Raw genomic sequence first — 24,917 nt, 5'->3', positions numbered from 1 at the left:
GTCATTCAATAGCCGCATTCGACGCAGATGCAGCAGGCTGCTTCATCGGACCGGATCAGAGCCGGGCGGATGGTTATGCGCAGGACCCGCTGTTTGCGTCTTGAGCTTGGTCAACGCTAAAGAGGATTATTTGATGCCCCGCGTGAGAAAATCGACGCCGATCCGGTTGTCGGTCAGCGTCACAGCGACACTGCTGGCCGGCATCACCGCGCTTGCCCCTGTCGCGGCTTTTGCTCAGGCCCGCCAGCCTCAGCGCCCCCCGGCGCAGCAGCAACAGCAGCAGCCGGCGCAGCAAGCGCCGCAGCAGCAGGGCGGCCCTACACTGGTCCAGGTGAAGCCGGAGCCCTCGCAGACCGACTGGACGAAGGTTTGTGGCAAGGACCCGGCTAATAACAAGGAAATCTGCTACACCACGCGCGATTTCGTCTCGGATCAGGGGCAGCCCGTTCTTGCGCTCGCTATCTACGACGTGAAGGGCGACCCCACCCGCATCGTCCGTTTCCTGATGCCGCTCGGCCTGCTGCTGCGCCCGGGCATCCGCTTCACGGTGGATCAGGGCCAGCCGACACCTGGCGCCTACGCCATCTGCTTCCCGAACGGCTGTTTCGCCGAGGCGCAGGTCAAGGACGATTTCATCAATTCGGTGAAGAAGGGCAACACCCTCAACGTCAGCGTGCAGAATCAGGTTGGCAACGAAGTCACCTTCGCGGTGCCGCTAGCTGGCTTCACGAAGGCGTTCGATGGCGCGCCGATCGATCCGAAGGTTCTTGAGGAGCAACAGCGGAAGCTGCAGGAAGAGCTGCAGAAGCGGTCTGAAGAGATGCGCAAGAACATGGAACAGCAGGGTGCTGCGACCGGTGCCGTGCCGGCTCCCGGGATGGCGCCCGCTCCGGCGGCCCCGGCTCCCGCGGCTCCTGCCGCGCCTGCACCTGCGCGCTGATTGGACACTATGACCGGCGCCCTTTTCGCCGGTCTTCGATGAATGGAACGGCCGCCCGATCTCAATCGGGCGGTCTTTTTTTGACCTTCAGGCGCCGATCATGTCCGTTCGACGTGGCTCGTCGGTTTTGCGCGGCCGAGCCGCTGGAAGGGCAGACCTGTGCTAGTTCCGATGGCTGCGACGCATATGGTAGAGCCCGTCGTTGTCCCGCTCGAAGGTTTCGTCGACCTGCGGGTGGCGGACGGGATCGCCCGAGGTATCAGGGACGAGGTTCTGCTCCGATACATAGGCCACATATTCCGAATCGGCATTTTCGGCGTAGAGGTGGTAGAACGGCTGATCTTTGGACGGGCGGCGATCCTCGGGAATGGCTTGCCACCACTCTTCGGTATTGTTGAACGTTGGATCGACGTCGAAAATGACACCGCGAAACGGATAGATACGGTGCTTGACGACCTGGCCGATCGAGAATTTTGCAGTGTGATGTTTCATCAGGCTGGTCGTTCCGAAATTCTGAAGCCCTCGCTGAAAAGCGGCGTTGCCGTTGGAACGCGTCGGGGCGTTCCGCATGGATTTCTGCAAAGCTGAGACGCTCAAGATCTCAATGGTTCATAATCCTGGGTGTGGTCCACCTGATCCACAGCCATGGTTGTGTTTTGCGCGAGGTGCCGTTTCCTTTCAATCAGCGGTGCACATCAGTATCGATGATTTGACTTTTGGGCAGCCCACAAGCTCGACCTCGATGCGAGTTCCGCCAAGCGCGATGGCAGGAGCGATGGCCGCAATCCTTCTCGCATCGCAAGCCGCCGGATAGGCGTGACGCTGGCGAGGGCAAGAAGGGCCGCGCCACGGAGGCCATCAACAGGCAGCAGATCGGTCATGAGGGAGCGGTTCATCAGATCGATCGCACCAGTCCGCAAAGCTATATCGGCTTTCCGGCGGCGAGCGTAACGGCCAAGAGTGGCTGTCGCGCCGATATCCTCGCCTTTCCCGCTCGCCTCCACGACGGCATCCTGCAATGCCGCTATGTCCCTTAGCCCCAGGTTGAGGCCTTGGGCGCCGATGGGCGGGAGGACATGGGCCGTCTCACCGATGAGCGCGAGCCGTTGCGAAAACAGGCGATCAGCCGTCAGTGTCGTCAGCGGGAACATCCCACGCTCGCCTTCCGGCCGCATCGCGCCAAGCATCGATTGCGCTTGCCGTTCGACCGCGCGACCGAAGGCTGCGGCGTCGAGGGCTTTGAGGGCCTCCGCCTCCCTCTCCGCGCAGACCCAGACAAGGCTTGAGCGGTTGCCAGGCAGGGGGACGAGCGTAAATGGTCCCTGGCGGGTGTGGAATTCGGTAGACCGGTCGCGATGCGGCCGGTCGTGGCTCAGGATGGCCGTAATCGCGAACTGCGGATAAGCGCGTTCACGGCAGGTGATCCCAGCCTCCGCGCGCATCCGGGAATGGCGGCCGTCAGCAGCAACGACGAGTCTGGCGCGCACCGAAGATCCATCATCGAGCTCAACGGTAGCGCTGGCTTCGTCATCGGCCGCGTGGAACCCCGTCGCGAGGCGGGCGATGATGGTGAGGCCCGGAGCGCGCGACGCCTTGTCCATCAAGAAAGCCACAAGATCCTTATTCTCGACGTTATAGCCGAAGGCGGGCAGGTCGAGTTCGCCGGCGCGGAATATGACGGGCGGGATCCGAAACAGGCTTCCCGTGTCGTCAATGATGCCGAGTTCCGTGAGCGGCGACTGTCCGAGCGCATCCTCGTCCCAGGCGCCGATCGCCGTGAGGAAGCGCACCGATCCATCCAGAAGGGCGGTCGTGCGGCCGGGAGCGGGCGGAGCCTGCGTGGGGCCGATGACCGCGACCGATAGTCCCTCACGGACAAAGGCCAACCCGGCGGCGAGTCCAATGGGTCCTGTGCCGACGACGACGATATCGAAATGCCCGGGCTCTCGTGTTTCAGCCAAATCGCTCGCCAAGTCGCTCGCCAAGTCGCTTGTGACGCTTCTGGCCAAGTCGCTGTTGACCCGGTCTGTCTTCATCTCGGTCGATCCAACCACATCACAGAGGCAGGGTGCCTCATCAGGCGCTGCGGTGCTAGCGTCAGCGCCGATCATGCGCCAGTCCAAACTTCGTCGCACAGCATGATACAGCCTCCGGACGGCAATACGACAGGGATTTTTCGCTGCTACAGAGAGCAGGTGGAGAAGATACGCATCGAGGCGGTGATTTGTTCTTTGGAGTTTTCAAAAAGTGGACCACGATGACTTGGCTTGGGAATTGTTTCGAAGTCATCGTGTTATCTCCGCAATAATGGAGCGCCGCGCATGTTTGCATGGATGGCTGACCCGAGTGGCTGGGCGGCTCTTGTCACCCTCAGCGCGATGGAGATCGTGCTCGGCATCGACAATGTCGTCTTCATCTCGGTGCTGGTCTCTCGTCTCCCGGCGGCGCAGGCGGAGCGCGCGCGACGGATCGGCCTCCTGCTGGCGCTCGTCTTTCGTGTGCTGCTCCTCTTCACGCTCACCCTTATCCTGACGCTGACGCAGCCTGTGTTCACCGTCCTCGGTCACGGCGTGTCCTGGCGGGATATCATTCTTCTCGCCGGTGGGCTCTTTCTCATAGCCAAGGCTACTCACGAGATCCATGCCGAGATCGAGGGAGACGAGAATGACCATGACGCGGCCGTGCCTGGCGGAATGGGTTTGGCCATCCTGCAGATCGCTGTGATCGATCTCGTTTTCTCCGTCGACTCGATCGTGACGGCGATCGGCATGGCGCAGGACATCTCGATCATGGTAACGGCGGTGGTCATTGCTATGGCCGTGATGTATGTGGCCGCGGGCGCCGTCAGCGGATTCATATCACGTCATCCGACAACCAAGATGCTGGCGCTGAGCTTCCTGATGCTCATCGGGGTATCCCTCGTCGCCGATGGAGGCGGGCTGCACGTGCCGCGCGGCTACATCTATTCGGCGATGGCTTTCGCCGCGGCTGTCGAAGCCATCAATATCTGGGCTGGGCGCAACCGCCGCAGGCGTCGCGTCGCCCAGCGCTGAGGAGGAGCCGCCGGCTCAGTTTGCGGAAGTCCGTGTTCCGATCGTCCGGACGGCAATGGCGCGGGCACTCTCGACATCGGGCGCATAGGAGACAACCGGGGGCTTTAGCCCTTCCTGTTTCAGGATGTGGCGCACCTCGGGTTTTGCGCCGCCGATGACGACCACGGCGCCGTTGCTTCTCAGGGTGTCGACGGCAAGTTTGAGGGAGAGCGCTGCGGTGGAATCGGCGAGCGGGACCGGCGACAGATCGAGCACGACCGCCTTGGGAAAGACGCCCATCCGCTCCAGAACCGACCCGATGGTCGAGGCCGCGCCGAAGAACAGCGGACCGGAGATCTGGTAGACCTGGATATCGCCGTCACCGGACGCGCCATAGAGAGGAGCCTCCACTTCGCTGTCGGGTACATCGGCGCTGCCGGCGGCAAGGCCGGCGCCGCCGGTGGACACAGAGACGAGGTCGGCCATCCTGTGCATGAACAGGAAGCTGCCCATGACGACGCCGACCGCGATGCCCATGGCGAGATCATGGAGGATCGTCACCAGAAAGGTCGCGAGCAGCACCAGCGCCTCGCCGCGCGATTGCCGGAGGATCTGCACGAAGACATGGCGCTCGGCCATGTTCCAGCAGACCACCGCAAGCACCGCGGCAAGCGCGGCGAGGGGCACATAGGTGATCAACGATGCGGCGAAGAGGAGAAACAGGAACAGAAATACCGAATGCAGCATGCCCGACACCGGGCTCGTCGCGCCTGCCCGGATATTCGTGGCTGTGCGAGCGATCGTCCCCGTGGCGATCAATCCGCCGAACAGCGCGGTGACGACATTGGCGGCACCTTGGGCCACCAGTTCGCAATTGGAGCGGTGCCGGCGCCCGGTCATGGTATCAGCGACGACGGCTGATAGCAGCGACTCGATGCCGCCGAGCAGCGCCATGGCGAAGGCGTCCGGCATCACCGCGACGACGGTATCAAGGGTGATGTCGGGCAGGCGCGGGGCCGGCAGGCCATCCGGGATGGCACCGAAACGCGTGCCGATTGTCTCGACCGGAAGGCCTAGCAGCGAGGTGGCTGCTGAGGCCAGAACCACGGCGATCAGAAAGCCCGGCCAGCCCGGGCGCAGCCGTCGAAGCCCTATGATGAGGGCGATCGCGCCGAGGGAAAGGGCGGCCGCCGCGGGGTTGATCGTGCCAATGCTCTCCCCCAGGGCCTCGAGCTTGGGGATGAGCGCCGCCGGCTCGGCGCCTGGAAGCGTCAGGCCGAGCAAGTCGCGGATCTGGCTCGCGAAAATGATGATGGCGATACCGCTGGTAAAGCCCACGGTCACCGGATGCGGGATAAACTTGATGTAGGTGCCGAGCCGCAAGGCTCCGACGAGCATCAGTATGACGCCGGCCATGATGGTGGCGAGCAGGAAGCCGTCGTAGCCGTGGCGCGTGATGGTCGCGGCGACGAGCACGATGAAGGCGCCGGCCGGGCCGCCGATTTGAAACCGACTGCCACCAAAGGCCGAGATGATGAAACCGCCGATGATCGCGGTCACTAGGCCGCGATCCGGCGAGGCGCCGCTTGCGATCGCGATCGCCATGGACAGGGGCAGGGCGACGACAGCCACCGTGAGCCCGGCCACCGCGTCGGCGCGGAGCTGCGCGAGCGTATAGCTCTCGCGCCACACGGTGACGAGCTTCGGCGTGAACAGGCTGGATGGCGGATTGGCCGGTGACGGGTGCGAGTTCATGGCGTGTCTGCAGCAAATTACATCATGATTCTGTAATATATGCAATTTGCGAAATCGTTGCTCCGGCGCCACTTGCATAGCTAACATGCGCGCGCCATAAGGAGTTGATCATGAAGGCCATACGCGTTCACGCCCAGGGCGGGCCCGAGACCCTGCGTTTTGAGGATGTCGAGGTCGGGCAGCCCGGCCCGGGTGAGGTGCGGATTCGCCAACTGGCCATAGGCCTTAACTTCCTCGACGTTTATCACCGCAGCGGACTCTATCCTCTCCAGACACCCTTCATTCCCGGCTCCGAGGGAGCTGGCGAAGTCGTTGCCGTGGGCGAGGGGGTCGACGAGTTCGTTCCGGGCGATCGCGTGGCTTATGCGGGCGCCATCGGAGCCTATTCCGAGGAGCGGCTCGTTCCCGCATCGCTTCTCGTGAGGCTGCCGGGAGCCATCGATTTCGAGACGGCCGCAGCCATCATGCTGAAGGGCCTGACCGCGCAATATCTGCTGCGGCGAACCTTCAAGGTGGAAGAGGGGCAGACCATCCTGTTCCATGCGGCGGCGGGTGGCGTCGGCCTCATTGCGACACAGTGGGCGAAGCACCTTGGTGCAACCGTCATCGGCACTGTCGGATCGCCGGACAAGGCCGAGATCGCCAAAGCCCATGGCTGCGACCACGTCATTCTCTATCGCGAAGAGGACTTCGCGAAACGGGTCAAGGAAATCACCAACGGCCAAGGCTGCGCGGTCGTCTATGATGGTGTCGGCAAGGCGACATTCCCGGCCTCGCTCGATTGTCTCGCGCCACTCGGAATGTTCGTCAGCTTCGGGTCTTCTTCTGGGCAGATCGATGCGTTCAACATCAATATCCTGGCGCAGAAGGGATCATTGTTCGCGACGCGTCCGTCTTTGAACGCCTACATCGCCCGGCGTGTTGATCTCGTCGACATGGCGGCAGACCTGTTCCATGTGGTGCAAAATGGTGCGGTCCAGGTGCGGATAGAGAAGCGTTACGCGCTGGCCGACGCGGAAGCCGCGCACCGGGCTCTGGAGAGCCGGACGACCACTGGCGCGACGGTTTTGCTGCCGTGATGGAGGACGCGCCGTCGCTTACCGACGGCCTCCCGCAATCCTCGTCGTCTTCGCTCGTTTCATTGGAGCGCATCACGAAGCGCTTCGGGGAACTCCTTGCCAATGATGCGGTGGATCTCACCATCGGGTCGGGTGAGATTCATGCGCTGCTCGGCGAGAATGGCGCGGGGAAATCCACGCTCGTCAAAATCCTCTATGGACTGATTGAACCGACGCACGGCGAGATCCGCTGGAAGGGCGAAGTTGTTGCGCTCGATGGACCAATGGCGGCGCGGGCGCTCGGCATTGGCATGGTGTTCCAACACTTTTCGCTCTTCGATAATCTCAGCGTCATCGAGAATGTCGCGGTGGCGCTGTCGCCTGAGCTCTCGCTCGACACCATCGCCCGCCGGATCGGCGAGCTCGGGGATACATTCGATCTCGCGCTCGATCTCGACCGGCCCGTGTGGACCCTGTCAGCAGGAGAGCGACAGCGCATCGAGATCGTGCGGTGTCTGTTGCAGGACCCGCAGCTGCTCATCCTCGATGAGCCCACCTCGGTTCTCACGCCGCAGGAGGCGGAGGACCTTTTCGGCACGTTGCACCGGCTGGCCGCGCGTGGTTGCGCCATCCTCTACATCTCTCATAGGCTGGAAGAGGTGCGGCGGCTGTGCCACCGCGCGACTGTGCTGCGCGCCGGGCGGGTCGTGGCGACGCTCGATCCATCCTCTGTCTCGGCGCGGCATCTCGCCGGGTTGATGGTCGGCGCCGAAATCGGGGACGTGAAGCCGGCCCCTGCCCATGATATGAGCATTGAACGCCTGGTCGTGACGGGCTTGTCGCTTCCTTCCGAGGAGCCGCACGGCATCGATCTTCGAGACATTGCGCTCAGCGTGCGGGGAGGCGAGATCGTCGGTATCGCCGGCGTGGCCGGCAATGGCCAGAGCGAACTCTTCGCCGCGCTCTCGGGCGAGCGTCTTTGCGACGACCGCGCCATTCTCCTCGATGGTGAGGCGGTCGGGCACCGCGGCATCACCGCCCGGCGTGACCGGGGCGGAGCCTTCGTGCCCGAGGAGCGCCTCGGCCATGGTTCCGTGCCGTCGCACCGGCTGGGCGAAAATACCCTCTTGTCGCTGCATGGCGCGGACGGCTTCGTGACCGGCGGGGTTATCCATGTCGGCCTCGCACGCCGATGGGCCGCTCGCATCATCAAGGCCTTCGACGTCCGCAAGGAGGGTGTCGACCCGCGTGCCGAGACCCTCTCGGGTGGCAATCTTCAGAAGTTCGTCATGGGCCGCGAGATCTTGCGGGACCCGGCCGTCCTCGTGGTCAACCAGCCCACCTGGGGGGTCGACGCCGGCGCCGCGACGACCCTGCGCCAGGCACTGATCGACCTAGCGGCCAAGGGCTCGGCGGTCATTGTCATCAGCCAGGACCTCGACGAGCTTTTCGAGATCGCCGACCGCATTGCCGTCATCCATGCCGGCGAGCTCACCGTGCCGGAACCCACTTCGCAACTGACGCGCGAGGCGATCGGCCTTGCGATGGCCGGCGCAGGGGAGCGTGCCGGCGACAAGGAGCATGCCCGCGACAGGGGACATGCGGGGGAAAGGGACTCGGCGCGAAAGGGTTCGACGCATGCGCATTGAACTTCTGCCGCGTCGCAATATCTCGCCTGTGGCGCGCATTCTTGCCCCCCTTGCGGCACTTGCAGTTTCCTTCCTCATCGGAGGCCTTATTCTGGCCGCCATGGGGCGCTCGCCCGTTGGAGCTTTCGACGTCTATGTCGTGCAGTCCCTGTCGGACGCGTGGGCGCTCCAGCAACTGGCCCTGAAGGCGACTCCGCTGGTCATCATCGCTGTTGGCCTTTCGTTCTGCTTCCGGGCCAATCTCTGGAACATCGGCGCCGAGGGGCAGTATGTCGTCGGCGCGTTGTGCGGCGGCTGGGTTGCGCTGGTTACCCATGGCAGCGATGCGGGCGTTTGGGTGTTGCCGGCGATGCTGCTGGCCGGGATCGTGGGCGGCGCGCTCTGGGCGCTGATCGCTGCGGGTTTGAAAGTGGCATTTGGGGTCAGTGAGATCCTGACGAGCCTCATGCTCGTGTATGTCGCGGAGTACTGGCTCGATTATCTCGTCCGCGGCCCCTGGCGCGATCCAAAGGGGTTCAATTTCCCCCAGACCGTGACCTTCGATCCTTCTGCCACGCTTCCGATGCTTGGCGGAGACCTGACATTGCATGCGGGCGTTGCGATCGCCGTTGTGGTTGTCGTTGCTGCGGCCTTCATCCTGCGCTTCAGCCTGTTCGGCTATCGCTTGCGCGTTACGGGTGAGGCGCCGCGAGCCGCGCGCTTTGCCGGGTTTTCGCCCGCCGCGACGGCTCTCGCGGTCTTTGCCATATCTGGCGGGCTCGCGGGATTGGCGGGTGTTATCGAGGTGAGCGGCTCGATAGGTCAGCTCAAGCCAAGCATCTCACCGGGCTATGGATTTACCGCTATTATCGTTGCCTTTCTCGGCCGGCTGGACCCCATTGGCATCCTGGTCGCAAGCCTTGCCATGGCGCTCACCATTCTCGGCGGCGAAGCGGCGCAGATCGCTCTGCGCGTGCCCTTCGATTTTACGCGGGCTTTTCAGGGCATCCTGTTGATCGCCATTCTCGTCGCTGATTCCCTCGTCACCTATCGCCTGCGCATTTCGGCGGGCCGTCGGGCGGTTGCATGACCATTTTCGAAGCCATCCTTCTCACCATCGTCACGGCCTCGACTCCGCTGCTGCTTGCCGCGCTCGGTGAGCTCGTGGTGGAGCGGGCAGGGGTGCTGAACCTTGGCGTCGAAGGCATGATGGTGATGGGAGCCGCCTGCGGTTTCGCCGGCGCTGTGACGTTCGATTCGACCATCGCTGGCATCCTGTGCGGCATTCTTGCCGGGATGGTTCTCGCCCTCGTTTTCGCGATCGCCGTCCTCGGACTGGCCGTCAATCAGGTCGCGGCGGGGCTTGCCCTGACGATCCTAGGACTTGGGCTCTCGGGGCTGATCGGCCAGCCTTTCGTCGGAGCACAGCGGGACGTGATCGCGCATCTCAGCCTGCCGGTGCTGACGGATCTGCCCGTCGTCGGGCGCCTGTTCTTCGGCCAGGACGCCTTCGTCTATATCTCGCTCGCCGCGACCATCGCGGTCGCCTGGTTCCTGATGCGCAACCGCGCTGGACTGAGCTTGAGGGCGATCGGCGAAAATCAGGGTTCCGCCCACGCACTTGGACTACCAGTCATCAAGACGCGTCTCATCGCTATCCTCTTTGGCGGGGCCATGGCCGGGCTCGCAGGGGTCTATCTGTCGCTCGTCTATACGCGCTTCTGGTCGCCGGGGATGACGGCCGGGCGGGGATGGATCGCTGTGGCCCTTGTCGTTTTTGCCGGCTGGCGGCCCGGTGTCCTGCTCATCGGTGCCTATTTATTCGGCGCGGCGACAGTATTGCAGCTCCATGCCCAGGCCGCCGGCTTCGGCTTGCCCTCCCAGGCGCTCGCGGCCTTGCCCTATCTCGCCACCATCGTCGCGCTCGTGCTGCTGTCGCTTCGCCGGAAGGGGGCGACGGCGGCGCCGGGCTCGCTTGGCCAACCTTTCGCGCCCGATAGATGACCTGCAGGAAGCGGTGAGCATCGCAAGAGCTGGGGAAAGTCCCGCCTCTGCCGAGCCCGGTACCATGACTGCCAGCATCAATAATTGTGTGGCACGAGGCTCGCATGTAGTGTCCCGCAATCATTTCCAGCTCGCGATCAGGGGACGGCTCCCTCATGAAGCAATTGATGTCATTGGCCTTGGCGGCGCTCGCGCTTGGCCTTTCGCCGGTTTCCTCCTCGGCGCAGGAGAAGCTCAAAGTCGGGTTCATTTATGTGGGGCCGGTTGGGGATCACGGCTGGACCTACCAGCATGATGTGGCCCGGAAAGCAGTCGAGAAGGCTCTCGGCGATAAGGTTGAGACCACCTATGTGGAAAGCGTGCCGGAGGCTGACTCCGAGCGGGCTATCGAGCAACTGGCGCGTACCGGCCACAATCTCATCTTCACGACCTCCTTTGGCTTCATGGAGCCGACGCTGAAGGTCGCGCGGAAATATCCAAAAGTGCGCTTCGAGCATGCGACCGGGTACAAGCGGGCCGCGAATGTGTCGACCTATGGCGCGAAGTTCCACGAGGGGCGCTTCGTTCAGGGCCGTATCGCCGCCAAGATGTCGAAATCAGGCATAATCGGCTATGTCGGCGCCTATCCGATCCCCGAGGTCGTGGCCGGCATGAATGCCTATTTTCTCGGCGCGCAATCCGTCAATCCCAACATCAAGTTGAAGGTTGTGTTCGCCAATACCTGGTATGATCCGGGCAAGGAGGCCGATGCCGCCAAGGCGCTGCTCGATCAGGGGGTGGATGTCATTACCCAGCACACCGACAGCCCGGCGCCTCTGCAGGCGGCCGAAGCGCGCGGCAAGCTCGGCTTCGGCCAAGCTTCCGATATGGCGCGCTTCGCGCCCAAGACGCAGCTGACAGCCGTCGTCGACCATTGGGACGACTATTACATCGACAGGGTCAAGGCAGCCCTCGATGGAAGCTGGAAGTCACAGGACGTCTGGGGCGGTATGAAGGAAGGCATGGTGTGGATGGCGCCTTACGCCAACATGCCCGAGGACGTCGTGAAGTTCGCCAAGGAGACGGAAGAGGGCATCAAGTCCGGCGCTATTAACCCGTTCGCCTGCCCCGTCTATAAGCAGGACGGCTCGGAAGTGGAATGCAAGGGCGGCAAGGCTCTGTCGGACGAGCAGATCCTCGGCATGAACTTTTTCGTCAAGGGCATTGACGACAAGCTGCCTCAGTAGGCTGTTTGTCCGTCATCCAGCGGACGCATGCCCTAGTGCATCCATTGCAGGATATCGGAATCAAGAAAGGCCAGCCCGGCAGGCTGGCCTTTCTCGTAGGCACGTTCGGGATGGCCCCTCCTGGGCCCGCGTCGTCGCATCGAGAGAGCGATCCCGACGACGGGCCGCTCTCGTGCCGCCGAAGCCCGGGCGGGCCTGTCCTTAGCGCCTCGTGGTGCCTCTTCCAAAGCCAGTGAATTGATGCTGGCCGGCCGAGGCGCATGCGGGCAGCGCCGTGGAGGGCGCCTCGTAGGCCTCAGGCGCTCGTGTCTTCCAAGCGTTGTGCCATGTCCCGGCTGTCGTCCGGAATCTTGGTGGCGTCATTGTCCGCGACTGCCAATCCAGGCGCCGGGCTGACCATCTGCGGTAGACCGATGTTGCGTTGGGAGAGCTTCTCACGCAGGAGCTCGTTCTCAAGGGTCTTCTTGCCGAGGAGACGCTGCAGCTCGCGGATTTCGTTTTTCAGCGCCAGATACTTGTCCTGGTCGATTCTGGCTTCTGCAGAAGCCGGGGCCAGGGTTCTGCTCGCCGAGCCCGAAAAGAGGTGCTTATAGATAAGTGGTTCATAATACTGGAGAACTTGGACGATGAACTCGTTCACATCGACATTGAGCGCCTTCGCCCACACGGCGTATTTCTCTGTTGGAATCCGGCCGCGTCCAATCTCGATCTGCGAGATGAAAGTATAATATTCAATATCGATCAGCCGCGCGAAATCCCGCTGCGAAAGACCGGCGCTTTCACGAAGTGACTTCAGCCAACGTCCGCCACGACGTCGTAATTCCAGAGCCTCATCATTTAGGCTTTTATTGCCAGCCATTCATCGGAATCCATTTGTTTACCTACGCGCGAGCCTCCCCCCAAACCAATTAGTCCAGATCAAGCTCTGGAAATCTCCCAGCAAATTCAAGTGCTAGGCTGACCAGCTGAACAAGCTGTATGTAGGTTCATATATCGGCGAAAGCCAATCGTGGCAAGTCGGCGTGCGCTCGTAGCGTAACCGCTATACGGATACGGAGAGGCGTTACTTCTGATTACTATGGTACCGTTAATCGATATTTTCGATGCATTCGGAGTTGCCGAGGCGTGCGAGCGGGCGCGCCGCGCAGTTATGCGGCGTTCTAAAAAACGACATGCGCCATCGTACGTTAATCACCTCGGTGCTGTTGTTGGATCACCTGTGTCTACGCAGTTGCTGCCCGTGAGACGCATGGCTGTCCTGCTCAAGGCGGATGGCTTACAATGCGCAAGGATCACCGAATTTTTCAGATTTATGACGACCAGTTCGTCTTGAAGTCCCCGAACAGCGTCAGACCGCCGCAGGCATAAATGGTCTGCCCGGTGATGTAACGGGCCTCGTCCGACGCCAGAAAAGCAAAAACCGGGGCAATTTCCTCGGAGCTCGCTGCGTAGCCCATAGGAATATGGCGCTCGACGTCTGCTCTCTTCTGGGGATCGTCCACCCAGGCCTCATTGATGTCGGTCGTGATGGCGCCGGGGGCTACTGCGTTGACCCGCACATTCTTGTCCGCGAATTCCAGCGCCAGTGTGCGCGTGAGGTTGGCCATGCCCCCCTTGCTCATCGAATAAGCAAGATAGGTCGGCTTGGGAATGATCTGGTGGACGCTGGAGGTGTTGATGACAATGCCGCCTCCTGGCCTGGACAGGAAATGATGTATGGCATTGCGCGCGCAGTAAGCTGCACCGAGAAGATTGACGCCGAGGATTCGCTGGAGATCCGCGTCGCTGACCGTGTCACTCGGCGCTGGCGCCTGGATGCCCGCGTTATTGACGAGAATATCCAGGCGTCCCCATCCTGCGACAAGGCTGGCTATCATCGCTTCGACGGCACTGCTCGATCCGACGTCGGCCAGCACCACTCGGTGATCACGAGCGCCGAACCCGGCCTCCGCGCTCGCCGCCTGGACCGAAGCCAGGGTCTCTTCCGCAGCCTGTCCGTGGGAGACGGCGTTGATGGCGACCGTTGCTCCCTCGCGGGCGTATTGTATGGCGACGGCGCGGCCAATGCCGCGCGAGGAGCCGGTGATCAGGGCAAAGCGATCTTTCAGGCGCTGTGGGGTGGATTTCATCGACTGTCCAAACTGTGTGCGGGTTGATTCGCTGTGCGCGGTCGATACTTAGCAATGCTAATTATCGCCTCCGGGGCTTGCGAATCACGGCTGCCAAGGCAGCCGTGATTGCTTCATCGCGGGGCGTCGGGTCGCAGCGCGCCTTGCGCGCGGAGATAAACAGCGTAGAGGGAGGTTGTGGCGCAAATATAAAGCCGGTTGCGTTTCGGGCCGCCAAAGCAGAGGTTGGCTACCACCTCTGGGACCTTGATCTTGCCGATGAGCGTGCCGTCAGGGTGATAGCAATGCACGCCGTCACCTGCGCTCGTCCAGATATGGCCGGCGGTATCGAGGCGCAGGCCATCGAACAGCCCCACAGTCGCTGTCGCGAAGACCTCGCCTCCAGAGAGCGTGCCTTCAGGAGAGACGGCGAAGCGTCTGATGTGGCGCGGGCCATTCTTCACGTGGGTGGCGCCGGTATCGACGACATAGAGCACGCGCTCGTCCGGGGAGAAGGCGAGGCCGTTCGGCTTCACGAAATCAGTACCCACCGCAGTGAGTCGGCCGTCCGTGGAGAGGCGATAGACGTGCGACCCGCCGATTTCCGATGGGGCTGCATCGCCTTCATATTCAGAATCAATGCCGTAGGTCGGATCAGTGAACCAGATACTGCCGTCCGATTTCACAACGACATCGTTGGGCGAGTTCAGGCGCTTGCCCTCGTGGTGGCTGGCGAGCACGGTACGACTTCCGTCGTGCTCGGTGCGTGACACACATCGCCCCCGATGCTCGCAGGAGATGAGACGCCCTTCGCGGTCGACCGTGTGGCCGTTTTCGTTGTTGGCCGGTGCCCGGAAGACGGAGACCGAACCGTCGGTTTCATCGAAGCGCATCAGGCGGTCGTTGGGGATGTCGGACCACACCAGATAACGCCCTGCAGGGAAATAGGCCGGGCCTTCGGCCCAGCGGCTGCCGGTCCAAAGCTTTTCAAGATGCACATTGCCAAGGACGAGAGACTCGAAACGCTCGTCGAGAACTTCAAAAGCTGCTGTCAGCATCAACTCCCCCTTTTTGCGCCGCATTGCGATTGCCTGCCGCTCGAGCGCCAGGCTGATCAACGACATCTGATCTGTGCCCAATAGGTATCGCGGCCAATGTGGCAGGGTGCAACTCCTTCCACTGTTTGTTTCGCGTGCTGTCGAAAATATGTGCGCCACATGCATGCGCAGCGGCGGGAAAGGCCATCGGAATTGATCGTCGCTGCAAGGACAGGTACTATCTGTTGACAGATGGCGATCGGAGTCGGGGCCCGATGGGCCCTGCAAGTTGGACGTCATTGCCCCTGCCGTTACTAATTGGCGAGGGACAGGCGCGCTTTCGCCACAATTTTCGGTAGTTTGGTCGTCGGGCGTGAGGCCCGTCGCTTGAGGAAGAGCAGAGCCTCCGCATGAACAGCGATGATCGCAAGGACGATCGCCAACCCCGGTCTAAGCCGTTGTCTGCGCCCATGCGGGCCCTGCGCATCGCTCCCCGTAGCCCAAGCGAATCGATCAAGCCTATGGCCGCACCTCCGCCTCCGCCGCAGATTCGACGTGAACGCCGACGCAGTGGTCCCCTGTCACGCTTGAGTGGGGCCTTAACCTTCCTTCTTGTCGCGGCCGTTGTCGTCGGTGGGGCCTTCTATATCGGGCGGCTCGAGTACCAGCTGCCCGGCCCCCTGCAGGAAGACAAGATCATTACGGTGCGGGGTGGCAGCCAGACGGTTGCCCAGACGCTGGAGCGGGAGGGGGTTATCTCAAACCCCCTGATGTTCGTGGTCGGCCTGCATCTCTATGGCGTGAAAGACGATATCAAGGCCGGCGAATATCTGTTCAAGCAGCGCTCGAGCCTCAAGGACGTCATGGACGTGATGGTGACGGGCAAGAGCGTGCTTCATCCCATCACGGTGCCTGAAGGGCTGACAAGCGAGCAGATCGTGGCACGGCTGATGGAAAACGATCTCCTAACCGGCGAGATCAAGACCATTCCGCCTGAGGGCAGTCTCCTGCCTGAGACTTATCGGGTGCCCCGCGGCACATCGCGCCGGCAAATTCTCGACAAGATGATGGCCGATCAGCAGAGGACACTGCAAGAGGTGTGGCAGGCGCGCTCGCCAAGCCCCGTGGTTTCGTCGCCTGAGCAACTCGTCGTTCTGGCGTCGATCGTCGAAAAAGAGACCGGGCAGGCTGAGGAGCGTCCGCGTGTCGCTGGGGTCTTCTTGAATCGGCTCCAAAAGAAGATGCGTCTGCAGTCGGATCCCACGATCGTTTACGGCCTCGTCGGGGGCAAGGGCACGCTGGGACGCCCCATCCAACGCTCGGAAATTACCCAGGCAACGCCTTACAACACCTATGTTATCGATGGGCTCCCGCCAGGCCCCATCGCCAATCCCGGGCGCGCTGCACTCGAGGCGGTCGCCAAGCCATTGGCTACCAAGGACCTCTATTTCGTTGCGGACGGGACGGGCGGCCACGCCTTCGCAGAAACGCTGGATCAGCATAACCGCAATGTCGCGCGGTGGCGCCAGATCGAGGCAAGTGGGCGTGCAACGACGCCGGCAGTGGACCATATCGAGCCGCCGAAGGACGAAACCCGAGGTGACGCATTGCAGGGTGGCGCCGGGGATGTGCAGAGAACTGTCGCCCAGGGCAACAACGGACCTGGTTTCGACGCCTCTGAGGGCAAGGCTTTCGATCCCCTTCGCAACACCACGTACGACCTGAATTCCCCGAAGACGGTGCCGCCGGCACTCCTGAAGCGCTGATCGAGCGGGCCGCACGCCTTGGTCATGAGGGCTGCAGGGGCTCATGAATCGGCGGACCGCTGGCCGACAATCGTACGGAGAGCGAGGCCAAGCGCTCCCATTCGGGCCCGTCGGTCTATCTTGTTGTCAATCCGTCGTATTTTCCGCTAATCGTCTACACATCATCTGTTGATGGAGTAAGGTGCCGCCTTCGCAGGCTGCGCGGACGGAATAAGGAAGGCGGATCGTTCGATGACAATTGCGAGCATGACCGGGTTTTCCCGCGAGACAGGTGTCAGCGGGCCATTTCGCTGGGCCTGGGAAATTCGCAGTGTCAACGGGCGCGGCCTCGATATACGCCTCAAGACACCGATGGGGTTTGAAGCCTTTGGCGAGGAAGCGCGCGTTGCACTCTCCAAAGCGGTGACGCGTGGCACCTGCCATGTCGGCCTGGTCGTCAGCAAGGTCGAGGCGGAGCCGACCCTTCGCGTCAATGAGGCGGCGCTTGCTGCGGTGCTCGCCGCCATTAGCAGAGTGGAACTGCCCGACGGTATTCGTCCTGCTTCGCTTGATGGTCTTTTGGCAATTCGCGGCGTGATCGAGGCGAGCGTGGAGGACGATACGCCCGAGATTCAGGGAGCGCTTGCGGCTGATCTCAAGGCCGGCCTTGTCCGTGCCGTTGATGGCCTCGTTGCTGCCCGCGCGAAAGAGGGCCTAGCGCTCGCTGAGGTTCTCAGCGAGCAGCTTGATCGGATCAGCGCCTCGGCCGCGGCCGCAGAGGCCAATCCGGCGCGGCAGCCCGAGGCGGTCCGCGCGCGCCTCGCCGAGCAGGTCGCGCTTCTCCTTGAGGCCTCCCAAACCCTTGACGCGTCGCGCCTGCATCAGGAAGCCGCGTTGCTCGCGGCTAAGGCGGACATTCGCGAGGAGCTGGATCGTTTGGTGGCCCATGTCGCGGCAGCCCGCGGGCTGCTCGCCGAGGGTGGTGCTTGCGGACGCAAACTCGATTTCCTTGCCCAGGAGTTCGGCCGCGAGGCCAATACCTTGTGTGCGAAGGCCAATGACGTGTCGCTCACCACGATTGGGCTTGATCTCAAGGCAACAATCGATCAGTTCCGTGAGCAGTCCCAGAACGTCGAGTAGGCAGATGGCTCCCGCTGAAATTTCCCGCCGTGGTTTGATGCTCATTCTTTCGTCGCCTTCGGGTGCCGGCAAGACGACGCTGACCCGCACCCTGATCGAGCAGAAAGAGCTTGAGCTGCAACTGTCGATCTCCGTCACGACCCGCGCACGGCGTCCATCGGAGGTGGGCGACGTCCACTATCATTTCATTGAAAAGGACCAGTTCATCTTCCGGCGCGACCGGGGCGATTTGCTCGAATGGGCCGAGGTTCACGGTAATTTTTATGGAACGCCGCGACAGCCCGTCGAGAAGGCCCTCGCGGAAGGGCACGACATGGTGTTCGACATCGATTGGCAGGGAACCCAGCAGATCGTCGAGAAGATGCGTGACGACGTGGTGACGGTCTTCATTCTCCCGCCGTCCTTCGCCGAACTGCGCAATCGTCTGGACCGCCGCGCCGAGGACGCCGCTGACGTGATCGCCAGACGGCTGGAAAATGCCCGCGCGGAAATTGCGCGGTGGGAAGCCTACGACTACGTCCTGATCAACGACGATCTGAACCAAGCCTTCAAGCAGCTTGTCGCCATCCTGACCGCCGAGCGTTTGAAGCGCCAGCGCCGGATCGGCCTTCCAGCCTACGTGGAAGGGCTGCTTGGCGAGAGCTGAGCCTGAAACTCAGGCGGTACGCGCGCAACAGATCGTTTGGTCTTCTTTGGGCCGCAGCAGACGGGGCTTGTGCAGACAAAAAAAGCGGAGGGTGCAAGCACCGCTCCGCTTTCTCATATGTCCGGGCGGCTGGCCGCAAAGACCGCGCCCGGATTGTCTCTCGATCAGAAGCTCGAGAACTTGTAGTTCAGACCGGCGCGAACCACACCGAACTCCGTGTCCTTGCGCTTGCTACCGTTGAAGTAGTTTGCGTCGTACACGTAGGCGTTGTTGCCGCTCTTGCCCAGGTTCACGTAGAGACCCTCGATGCGGGCGGTGATGTTGTCGGTGAAGGCGTATTCAACACCAGCGCCGAGCGTCCAACCCGTCCGGGTGTCGTCGCCGTTCTTGTAGTACAAGCCATTGTAGTAATAGCCGTTGCTGTTTCCGCCGCCATAGGCGAAACCACCGGTACCATAGATCAACGCGCGGTCGAAGGCGAAGCCGAGACGCGCACGCACGGTGCCGAACCAATCAACGCCGTTGCTCTGCGAGCCAATGTAGCCCGTGCCTGCATAGAAGGCGCCATTGTTGTTGTTCGACGTCATGTCCGCGTACTGGATGTCGGCTTCGACACCCGCAACGAATTGACCGAACTGGTAGTTGTAGCCGATCTGGCCACCACCGACGAAGCCGCCATCGCTGCCGCTGCTGCCGGTGCCGATGTAGCCGGTGCCGGGGACATAGACAACGTTGTTGTCGTTGTTATTCGTGTTCCAGCCATAGCCGGCGTTCACACCAACGTAGAAACCGGTCCATGTGAAGATCGGCACGATAGGTGCAACGGGGGCCACCGGGGCCACCGTACGAGAGGGGAGATCCGCAGCGAGGGCCCCAGTCGCAAGCCCAGCGCTCGCTATGACCGCGGATGCCGCGACTGCTGCGAGAAAAGTGGCGCCTTTCATGATCAACTCCATTTATATCATAAGCGCGTGGGGCGGGCTTACAGCCCGATACAACGAAGACCAGCAGCCGGAATTCATGCTGCTGATCCTGATAAGCAATCCCGACCCTCACAGAACTGCTTATGAGCTATCGTTATGTGCCAAAAAAAGGGCAAAAAGCGGCGAGGGGATGGCACGATCGGGATAATCGCCCACCAGAATACATCTCTCGGGAGTGATGCATCCTGGACACAATCGAATCCGGGGCGGTAGGTATTCAGTGCTGCTTCGGCGGGTTTGGTGTTGGCGTCTTACGGTCGGCACCGGTTGGCGGTGGATATTTCGTCGATGATTTGTCCGCTGGAGCCCGCGTCATGCTGGGCGGATCGCTGGCTGGAAAACTGTCTTCGAGGCTTTGGTCGAGTTTGTCCTCGACGGCGCGCGTCGTTTCTTTTCGCTCGGTCCCCTTGCGAGGGGATCCAGGGGCTTGTTGCTGTCCCATCCGTTTCTCCCTTGGGTGTTGGCTCGTGCACAGGGTGCCCTCTGGAAACGTAAGTTCCAAAGGACCTAGGCTGGCCGGGGAAGGACCCGCCGGCATTGAGTAAGATCGAACTCTACCGCGTGCTGTGCGAAGCTTGCCCGCCCTTCCGCCCAGCTTGCGCCGCGAGGTCCGGGTTCTGCGAGAAGCTGCGCTTTTCATCCGGAACGCTGCGACCTCCCTTGCGCCCTGCCTTGGCGGCAAGCTCGCGATTTTGGGAGAAGCTGCGCTTCTCATTGGGCACGCTTTGCCCGCCCTTCGACGCAATTGCGCGCTGTTTTGCCTCGTCCATAGAGGCAAAGCCTCGGGTCGATGATTTCTCTTTTGGCATTCGCCTCTCCTCAGCGTTGAACCCGCCGCTCGGCGACGTCGAGGAATAAACGCGTCGGGCTAGGTGAGGTTCCCGCCATGATTACGTTTGCTCCTCTTCGTCCAACTTGGCTGGCCGCTTGAGGAGGAAGCGCAGCAAAGCGAACTCGCGGTTCTGTGCTTAAGGCGATGCAACCTTTAGTAGTATTCCGTTGGGGGACCTACTGTCGGCTACGATTCCATTCGTTCCGGTTGGCGCCAAAAGACAGATTCGGATCTGTTTAGGAACGAGACAGTGCCGTGCTGGGCCGCGGTCCTCCTCTCCACGATGAGATATTGAGATCGTGGCCTTGCCGCGTGAATGCGAGGCGGACGTTGAAGATGGTTTGCGACCTTGTCGCCGCCTTTTTCCGGCCAAATCCACGGCGGCTAATGAACCGGTTGGTTTGGAGCTTCGCAATTCACCATGAGATATCCACAGGGCGGCTTGACAGCGGGCAGGGGCCCCATTAATCACCCCTTCACACCGCAGCGAGCTGCTGGCTTGCCACGGGGGTGTAGCTCAGTTGGTTAGAGCGCCGGCCTGTCACGCCGGAGGTCGCGGGTTCGAGCCCCGTCACTCCCGCCACCTTAATCCTTAAAAATCAAATGCATAAAAGACGTGCTCTCGCGCGTTACACTTTTGCGTCCGGTGCCGTTACACTTTCTGCGGCTTTTGTTCTGCCGGAGCTTCGCCCGGCCTTCGCGCCTCCCGCATCCATGTCCCGCACGGCTGCCAAGTTGACCGGGTTGTGGGTCTTCTGAAGGCGTGACGACGCCGCCAGTGTATTGGCCATTTTGGTTGATGCTGCCTGGTCGCTGATGGGGCCCGAAAATGCCTCGACTGTTCCTGACCTGCGCACATCTGCAAGCTGCTGCTTGTCGTGTTCGCCGAAGGGGGTGCGAACGATTCGGAAATCTCGCCTCAGCTGGTCCTTTGTATAAGGGGAGGGCGGACACGGCTGCCGCCCTTGCTAGCGGGATCAAAGCCGCGCGTGCGGAAGATTGGCGATATCTTGTGGAGATCGAATCCGAGCCCCCCAACATAGGCATTGAGGAGGGCTGTTGCGCGCCTGCCCAGCGTGCCGGCGGCGGCGCCGGCTGGTCTCTGCCCTCTTGACGAAGAACACGTCTCCAGGGCGTCGCTGAATCGTTGGCCCGCCGTGAGCCTCCGCGCATCGACCGGAGCTGGCTATCCCACGCGATCGCCATGAGCGCCGCCAACCCTCAGAGCCCTCGCGCCACGCTGGCTTGCAAGTAGGCGATCTCACCCTTCGTTCAGAGTTCCTGTCACGGGCCTAATGCTGGCAGCCCCGCAATGCAGTGGAGAGCTCATTGTCCCAGCCGGCCTTGTATCGGCAGCATGAAGCTAGCGAGAATATCACAACATTGCCGCGCATCTGACGGCGCCGCGAACCTAACAAACGTGCTTGGTCCGCCTTTCATATGGAGACGTTTCGAGTAGGCATTTGTGAGAAATCGCACAGACTAAAAAAAATTTTGTTCCTATTTTGTTCTCATTGGTCGCCGAATTCGAGAATGCTGCCGAGGTGCGGCCCAAAAGCGATACGGGACGTCTAATCAGTCCTAGGACTGCGGGGGGCTGTGAGCCGCCTATGGTGCACACTGCGAGATGTGACAGCAATAAATCCGCTGTTCGAATATCAAAATAAATATTTCTGAGTCAGATGCTACTCAAATCGATAAAGGAAGTTCAGATGTGTCCAATAGATCCTACTGAATTGGAAAACTCCGAAGTAATGGGCGATGGATTTTCGGTCGCGCGAGCGGTAAAGAGCTATCTGGGCGATGCGATCAATGTGTCGCAATATGTTACCGATCCAACTAACGTTCTTTTGGCTGCAGGTCAATTACAGGAGGCGATCGACGCCGCCGCTTCCCTGGATCGGCCGCTCATTGCGACGCGTGCGATGACCGTCAATATGGGCACGAATATGCTTTCGATTCCCAATGGGCTGGATTTCAGGTCGTTTAACAGTGATTTCGTTATTAGCTTTACCGGATCGCGTATTATCCAGGAAACGGGTCTATCTAGCGTAAAGATTGTGGGTGTTAATTTCTATGGGGCCCACGGAGATGCGGCTGGCGGAACGAATATATATAATATTGATCTGATCGAATCGTCATATTGTTATCTGGATGTAACGATAGATCATGGAAATGGTGGCGTATCACTTGATAATTGCAATAATATTACGCTTCGATTGACCGCAAGAGAGATGACCAGCGCGGGAATTTCCGTTGAAGGCGAGAAAACGTCGAGGATAATACTGTATCCGTACATCAGAAATTGTTTTGGATTCGGAGTATACGGAACGGGTTATGCCAAGGACGTTGCCGTATATGATCTCCGTAAGGAGTATAACGAGTCAACCATGACTCAGTGGTTGCTGGATCGACGATATTTGGACTATGTAGGTCTGGATGATGATGGGATCACTGTAAAGCAGGCCTATTTCTTGGGGCTTGAAGCTCTGGGGCTGACATATAGTACATCATACTGGACCCTGGTGAATGCACTAGCCCAACGTACGGCCGACAACGGCTTTTCCGTTACCGGACACCACCATCGCATAGTGAACGCGACTGCAGATGGGCCTCGCTTAGCAGGCTTTTCGTCTTACGGAGGAAGCAATACGTTTGTGAACTGCACTGCCAGGAGATGCGGTCACACCACGGCTGATGGTTTAACTCCGGTTGCCGGCCAAGGATTTAACGCACGGAGCGGCTATGGCGGGATCGCGCGCAACGTGGCGTTTGTTGCTTGCCGAGCGGAGGACAATCTCGGCTCTGATTTCTATTTAGGCAATAGCCCTGATACCTTCCCATGGCAGTCTGGCGCCCCGGCCGGCCACAGTCTGACATACTGGGATGATGGTGAGGGAACTTCCTACTTGTTCTATTCCAGCTCGCTTCCAGGTTTCTATGGAACCGTAAGCCCGTCTGCTGCAGGCTGGGAATATGATGCGGCGCTCCCTGACAGCCAACAAGCTAGATGGTACGACGGCGAAACTGAATGGACCTATCGAAATCAGTTTCCAACTGGCGAAGGCCCGCAGGCTTTCCGCTGTGTGATCGATCGAGCATGCTATTCGGAGGAGGCAGAATTTGTAGATGCGACCCCGGAGGGGTCTCATAATATCTTTGAGCCGCTTCTGAGCCTTGGAAACACTCTGGAGGCTGAACGTGGCTCAGTCACCTTCTCAGATCAAAGCATCCTCAGCGTATCCGGTGCAGGGTCTAATACTCAGGCTGTGCCAACAATGGCGCTTAATCGGGCGTCTGGATCCAAGTCCTCACCGTCTAACGTGGCAGGGGGGGCTTACCTAGGTACTATAAGCTTCAACGGCTTGGTTGACGGGGAATATCGTACCGGCTTTAGGCAGCGTGCCCTTATCGGGGACGTATCTCCCTATTTAACGGCAGGCGTGGAGAACTCGTTCGTGAACCCGACGGATGGATCTCTTGTGGATATGATTCATTTCACGCGCGATGGCAGGGTGGGGATTGGCGACAATTGGGTGAGTAATATAGCGCCGCAAGCGCGTTTGGATGTCATGGGAGTCTCGGCCTTTTCGCTGTCGGCAGCGCGATTTGAGCTTCAGATCACCACTGTTACAAGCAATTCCATCGAAATTACCAGCCGCCACATCGCGTTGAACGTTTCTGGCGGAGCGACTATTTCGACGTTGGCTTGTAGTCTTGAGGGACGCGTCGAGGTTTCGCTCCGCAACGCGAACTCCTCGCCGATTATCCTAACCCACAATGTGAATGGCCTTAGATGCAACTCGGGAGCCAATATCACCCTGGGGCAGCATCAGGCAGTCACATTCCGCCGAATTAACTTCTCAGGAACGATCTGGCAGCAGATGTAGCGGATCTGAACGGGTAGTCTGCACCTTCGCCATTCGGGCGGAGGTGCTTTTCATAGCTATCGAATTATTCGAGTCGAGAATTTCTAAGGAAGAGGCGTGACTGCGCAGTATCCTTGCGCCGTGTCGCCAGTGGGCGGGCCTTTCAAGCCACGGGATCCGGACAAGCTGCGCGGCGACGCTTGGCTCCTGCCGGGCACAACTTCGGTGCGATCGCCTATAGGTCTTCTCGTCATTCTTTCGCCTAGAGCGAGCGCCAGTGTTTTGGCGTGGCTTGGCAGTCGGCCTGTTCCGCTACGGGCGTTGCGATCGACCGGGGCGATAGATCGGCTGCTTGGCCTTCGTGGAATAATCCTGGCGACGGGAAGGGACGGATGAACAGCATCAATGTCATTGCGCCTTACAAGCATCTCGGCATGTGGGTGTTCGATGACGCTGCGGTCGGTCTCAAGCAGGAGCCTTTCGTCGCGGGCGCCGATAGTTTGATCGACTTCGCAAGCGCGAGCATTCCAGACGCGGGGCGCGGCTTCGTCATGGTCTTTTCCGCCGCCGCTTTCCCCGGGCATCAGTATACGTTGGAATGGCGCCGCGCTGAGGGTGACGGAAACGTCTACTACAGCCGCGAATTCCAGCAGGAGGGGTGGCTTTGTCCAGCCCTCCTGCGTTATTTCGACAGCCCCCCTGCCATGATCCATGTCCAGATCAAAGAGCGAGAACGCGCCACTCGCTCGCGCAGCTTCCTGGGCAATTGGGCTGCGCGCTGGCTTTCTTGAGGTTCTGCCGCCCGCGGGATCTTAAAGCGAATACTTTCCCAACATGTTGGGGGGAGTTCAAGACGCAATGCGCGTGGGCTGTATCTCCTCGACGAGCGGGAGACGGCGGCGGCAGCGTTCGAT

Annotated in this window: 20 protein-coding genes and 1 tRNA gene; 13 read left to right on the top strand and 8 right to left on the bottom strand. The window is 60.8% G+C overall.

All coding sequences use genetic code 11. The annotated features are described in order from the left end of the window. Positions 1–133: 133 nt before the first annotated feature. Entirely contained in the window at positions 134–940 is an 807-nt protein-coding gene (locus KIO76_RS00105; protein WP_213320899.1) for an invasion associated locus B family protein, read from the top strand. A gap of 162 nt (positions 941–1,102) precedes the next feature. On the opposite strand, the gene hspQ is transcribed toward KIO76_RS00105, so the two are convergent. After that, complete coding sequence (hspQ, locus tag KIO76_RS00100; RefSeq protein ID WP_213320897.1) at positions 1,103–1,432, bottom strand: heat shock protein HspQ; 330 nt, start codon at positions 1,430–1,432, stop codon at positions 1,103–1,105. A 203-nt stretch (positions 1,433–1,635) separates the two neighbouring features. Beyond that, positions 1,636–2,976 carry an FAD-dependent monooxygenase gene (locus KIO76_RS00095; RefSeq protein ID WP_213320895.1) on the bottom strand — a complete coding sequence of 447 codons (1,341 nt, stop codon included), beginning with the start codon at positions 2,974–2,976 and terminating at the stop codon, positions 1,636–1,638. A gap of 285 nt (positions 2,977–3,261) precedes the next feature. On the opposite strand from KIO76_RS00095, the gene KIO76_RS00090 reads away from it, so the two are divergent. After that, positions 3,262–3,993 carry a TerC family protein gene (locus KIO76_RS00090; protein WP_213320893.1) on the top strand — a complete coding sequence of 244 codons (732 nt, stop codon included), beginning with the start codon at positions 3,262–3,264 and terminating at the stop codon, positions 3,991–3,993. A gap of 15 nt (positions 3,994–4,008) precedes the next feature. Here KIO76_RS00090 and KIO76_RS00085 read toward each other — a convergent pair whose 3' ends face one another. Continuing rightward, positions 4,009–5,727, bottom strand: coding sequence for a SulP family inorganic anion transporter (locus tag KIO76_RS00085; protein WP_213320891.1), 1,719 nt, complete (start codon positions 5,725–5,727; stop codon positions 4,009–4,011). A gap of 110 nt (positions 5,728–5,837) precedes the next feature. On the opposite strand from KIO76_RS00085, the gene KIO76_RS00080 reads away from it, so the two are divergent. The 5 genes from KIO76_RS00080 to KIO76_RS00060 all read left to right on the top strand — a co-directional run bounded on the left by KIO76_RS00080 (position 5,838) and on the right by KIO76_RS00060 (position 11,643). Then, on the top strand, positions 5,838–6,806 hold the full coding sequence (locus KIO76_RS00080; protein WP_213320890.1) for a quinone oxidoreductase family protein: 969 nt from the start codon (positions 5,838–5,840) through the stop codon (positions 6,804–6,806). Continuing rightward, positions 6,806–8,434, top strand: a complete 1,629-nt coding sequence (locus KIO76_RS00075) for an ABC transporter ATP-binding protein (RefSeq protein ID WP_213320888.1) — start codon at positions 6,806–6,808, stop codon at positions 8,432–8,434. The genes KIO76_RS00080 and KIO76_RS00075 overlap by 1 nt, the downstream gene beginning before the upstream one ends. Further along, positions 8,424–9,503, top strand: coding sequence for an ABC transporter permease (locus KIO76_RS00070; RefSeq protein ID WP_213320886.1), 1,080 nt, complete (start codon positions 8,424–8,426; stop codon positions 9,501–9,503). Before KIO76_RS00075 ends, KIO76_RS00070 begins: the two co-directional genes overlap by 11 nt. Further along, on the top strand, positions 9,500–10,417 hold the full coding sequence (locus KIO76_RS00065; RefSeq protein ID WP_213320884.1) for an ABC transporter permease: 918 nt from the start codon (positions 9,500–9,502) through the stop codon (positions 10,415–10,417). The genes KIO76_RS00070 and KIO76_RS00065 overlap by 4 nt, the downstream gene beginning before the upstream one ends. A gap of 155 nt (positions 10,418–10,572) precedes the next feature. Beyond that, positions 10,573–11,643: a BMP family ABC transporter substrate-binding protein gene (locus KIO76_RS00060; RefSeq protein WP_213320882.1), complete on the top strand. Its 1,071-nt coding sequence runs from the start codon at positions 10,573–10,575 to the stop codon at positions 11,641–11,643. 295 nt (positions 11,644–11,938) lie between these two features. On the opposite strand, the gene KIO76_RS31510 is transcribed toward KIO76_RS00060, so the two are convergent. From KIO76_RS31510 to KIO76_RS00045, 3 genes are all read right to left on the bottom strand, one after another. Continuing rightward, positions 11,939–12,502 carry a transcriptional regulator gene (locus tag KIO76_RS31510; RefSeq protein WP_213320880.1) on the bottom strand — a complete coding sequence of 188 codons (564 nt, stop codon included), beginning with the start codon at positions 12,500–12,502 and terminating at the stop codon, positions 11,939–11,941. A 451-nt stretch (positions 12,503–12,953) separates the two neighbouring features. Continuing rightward, the gene (locus tag KIO76_RS00050; protein ID WP_213320878.1) at positions 12,954–13,772 is read right to left on the bottom strand and encodes an SDR family oxidoreductase; all 819 of its coding nucleotides are present in this window, start codon (positions 13,770–13,772) and stop codon (positions 12,954–12,956) included. A 113-nt stretch (positions 13,773–13,885) separates the two neighbouring features. Next, on the bottom strand, positions 13,886–14,809 hold the full coding sequence (locus KIO76_RS00045) for an SMP-30/gluconolactonase/LRE family protein (RefSeq protein ID WP_213324907.1): 924 nt from the start codon (positions 14,807–14,809) through the stop codon (positions 13,886–13,888). 389 nt (positions 14,810–15,198) lie between these two features. Between KIO76_RS00045 and mltG the strand changes: the two genes are divergently transcribed. The 3 genes from mltG (at position 15,199) to gmk (ending at position 18,319) form a co-directional block, all read left to right on the top strand. After that, positions 15,199–16,554: an endolytic transglycosylase MltG gene (gene mltG / locus KIO76_RS00040; protein WP_502761824.1), complete on the top strand. Its 1,356-nt coding sequence runs from the start codon at positions 15,199–15,201 to the stop codon at positions 16,552–16,554. A 231-nt stretch (positions 16,555–16,785) separates the two neighbouring features. Beyond that, on the top strand, positions 16,786–17,673 hold the full coding sequence (locus KIO76_RS00035) for a YicC/YloC family endoribonuclease (RefSeq protein ID WP_213320876.1): 888 nt from the start codon (positions 16,786–16,788) through the stop codon (positions 17,671–17,673). Between the two features lie 4 nt (positions 17,674–17,677). Beyond that, positions 17,678–18,319, top strand: a complete 642-nt coding sequence (gene gmk, locus KIO76_RS00030; protein WP_213320874.1) for a guanylate kinase — start codon at positions 17,678–17,680, stop codon at positions 18,317–18,319. Between the two features lie 164 nt (positions 18,320–18,483). On the opposite strand, the gene KIO76_RS00025 is transcribed toward gmk, so the two are convergent. Together KIO76_RS00025 and KIO76_RS00020 are read right to left on the bottom strand one after the other, a co-directional pair. After that, a complete protein-coding gene (locus tag KIO76_RS00025; RefSeq protein ID WP_249729417.1) occupies positions 18,484–19,263 on the bottom strand; it encodes an outer membrane protein in 780 nt (259 codons plus the stop codon). Between the two features lie 593 nt (positions 19,264–19,856). Next, on the bottom strand, positions 19,857–20,111 hold the full coding sequence (locus tag KIO76_RS00020; RefSeq protein ID WP_110375364.1) for a con-10 family general stress protein: 255 nt from the start codon (positions 20,109–20,111) through the stop codon (positions 19,857–19,859). A gap of 529 nt (positions 20,112–20,640) precedes the next feature. Between KIO76_RS00020 and KIO76_RS00015 the strand changes: the two genes are divergently transcribed. The 3 genes from KIO76_RS00015 to KIO76_RS00005 all read left to right on the top strand — a co-directional run bounded on the left by KIO76_RS00015 (position 20,641) and on the right by KIO76_RS00005 (position 24,794). Continuing rightward, positions 20,641–20,717 (top strand) — tRNA-Asp (locus KIO76_RS00015). 1,099 nt (positions 20,718–21,816) lie between these two features. Next, complete coding sequence (locus tag KIO76_RS00010; protein WP_213320870.1) at positions 21,817–24,024, top strand: hypothetical protein; 2,208 nt, start codon at positions 21,817–21,819, stop codon at positions 24,022–24,024. Positions 24,025–24,395: 371 nt separating this feature from the next. Continuing rightward, on the top strand, positions 24,396–24,794 hold the full coding sequence (locus tag KIO76_RS00005) for a DUF6717 family protein (protein WP_213320868.1): 399 nt from the start codon (positions 24,396–24,398) through the stop codon (positions 24,792–24,794). The last annotated feature ends 123 nt before the right edge of the window (positions 24,795–24,917 follow it).

The organism is Chelatococcus sp. YT9 (assembly GCF_018398315.1).
GTDB lineage: Bacteria > Pseudomonadota > Alphaproteobacteria > Rhizobiales > Beijerinckiaceae > Chelatococcus.
The sequence above is the reverse complement of the archived record's forward strand: the minus strand, read 5'-3'. Positions and strand labels throughout refer to the sequence as shown.

Bases quoted from the DNA above. Each gene is read 5' to 3' on its own strand.
- KIO76_RS00105 (WP_213320899.1), top strand. From the start codon at position 134: ATGCCCCGCGTGAGAAAATCGACGCCGATCCGGTTGTCGGTCAGCGTC.
- hspQ (WP_213320897.1), bottom strand. From the start codon at position 1,432: ATGAAACATCACACTGCAAAATTCTCGATCGGCCAGGTCGTCAAGCAC.
- KIO76_RS00095 (WP_213320895.1), bottom strand. From the start codon at position 2,976: ATGAAGACAGACCGGGTCAACAGCGACTTGGCCAGAAGCGTCACAAGC.
- KIO76_RS00090 (WP_213320893.1), top strand. From the start codon at position 3,262: ATGTTTGCATGGATGGCTGACCCGAGTGGCTGGGCGGCTCTTGTCACC.
- KIO76_RS00085 (WP_213320891.1), bottom strand. From the start codon at position 5,727: ATGAACTCGCACCCGTCACCGGCCAATCCGCCATCCAGCCTGTTCACG.
- KIO76_RS00080 (WP_213320890.1), top strand. From the start codon at position 5,838: ATGAAGGCCATACGCGTTCACGCCCAGGGCGGGCCCGAGACCCTGCGT.
- KIO76_RS00075 (WP_213320888.1), top strand. From the start codon at position 6,806: ATGGAGGACGCGCCGTCGCTTACCGACGGCCTCCCGCAATCCTCGTCG.
- KIO76_RS00070 (WP_213320886.1), top strand. From the start codon at position 8,424: ATGCGCATTGAACTTCTGCCGCGTCGCAATATCTCGCCTGTGGCGCGC.
- KIO76_RS00065 (WP_213320884.1), top strand. From the start codon at position 9,500: ATGACCATTTTCGAAGCCATCCTTCTCACCATCGTCACGGCCTCGACT.
- KIO76_RS00060 (WP_213320882.1), top strand. From the start codon at position 10,573: ATGAAGCAATTGATGTCATTGGCCTTGGCGGCGCTCGCGCTTGGCCTT.
- KIO76_RS31510 (WP_213320880.1), bottom strand. From the start codon at position 12,502: ATGGCTGGCAATAAAAGCCTAAATGATGAGGCTCTGGAATTACGACGT.
- KIO76_RS00050 (WP_213320878.1), bottom strand. From the start codon at position 13,772: ATGAAATCCACCCCACAGCGCCTGAAAGATCGCTTTGCCCTGATCACC.
- KIO76_RS00045 (WP_213324907.1), bottom strand. From the start codon at position 14,809: ATGCTGACAGCAGCTTTTGAAGTTCTCGACGAGCGTTTCGAGTCTCTC.
- mltG (WP_502761824.1), top strand. From the start codon at position 15,199: ATGAACAGCGATGATCGCAAGGACGATCGCCAACCCCGGTCTAAGCCG.
- KIO76_RS00035 (WP_213320876.1), top strand. From the start codon at position 16,786: ATGACAATTGCGAGCATGACCGGGTTTTCCCGCGAGACAGGTGTCAGC.
- gmk (WP_213320874.1), top strand. From the start codon at position 17,678: ATGGCTCCCGCTGAAATTTCCCGCCGTGGTTTGATGCTCATTCTTTCG.
- KIO76_RS00025 (WP_249729417.1), bottom strand. From the start codon at position 19,263: ATGAAAGGCGCCACTTTTCTCGCAGCAGTCGCGGCATCCGCGGTCATA.
- KIO76_RS00020 (WP_110375364.1), bottom strand. From the start codon at position 20,111: ATGCCAAAAGAGAAATCATCGACCCGAGGCTTTGCCTCTATGGACGAG.
- KIO76_RS00010 (WP_213320870.1), top strand. From the start codon at position 21,817: ATGCTACTCAAATCGATAAAGGAAGTTCAGATGTGTCCAATAGATCCT.
- KIO76_RS00005 (WP_213320868.1), top strand. From the start codon at position 24,396: ATGAACAGCATCAATGTCATTGCGCCTTACAAGCATCTCGGCATGTGG.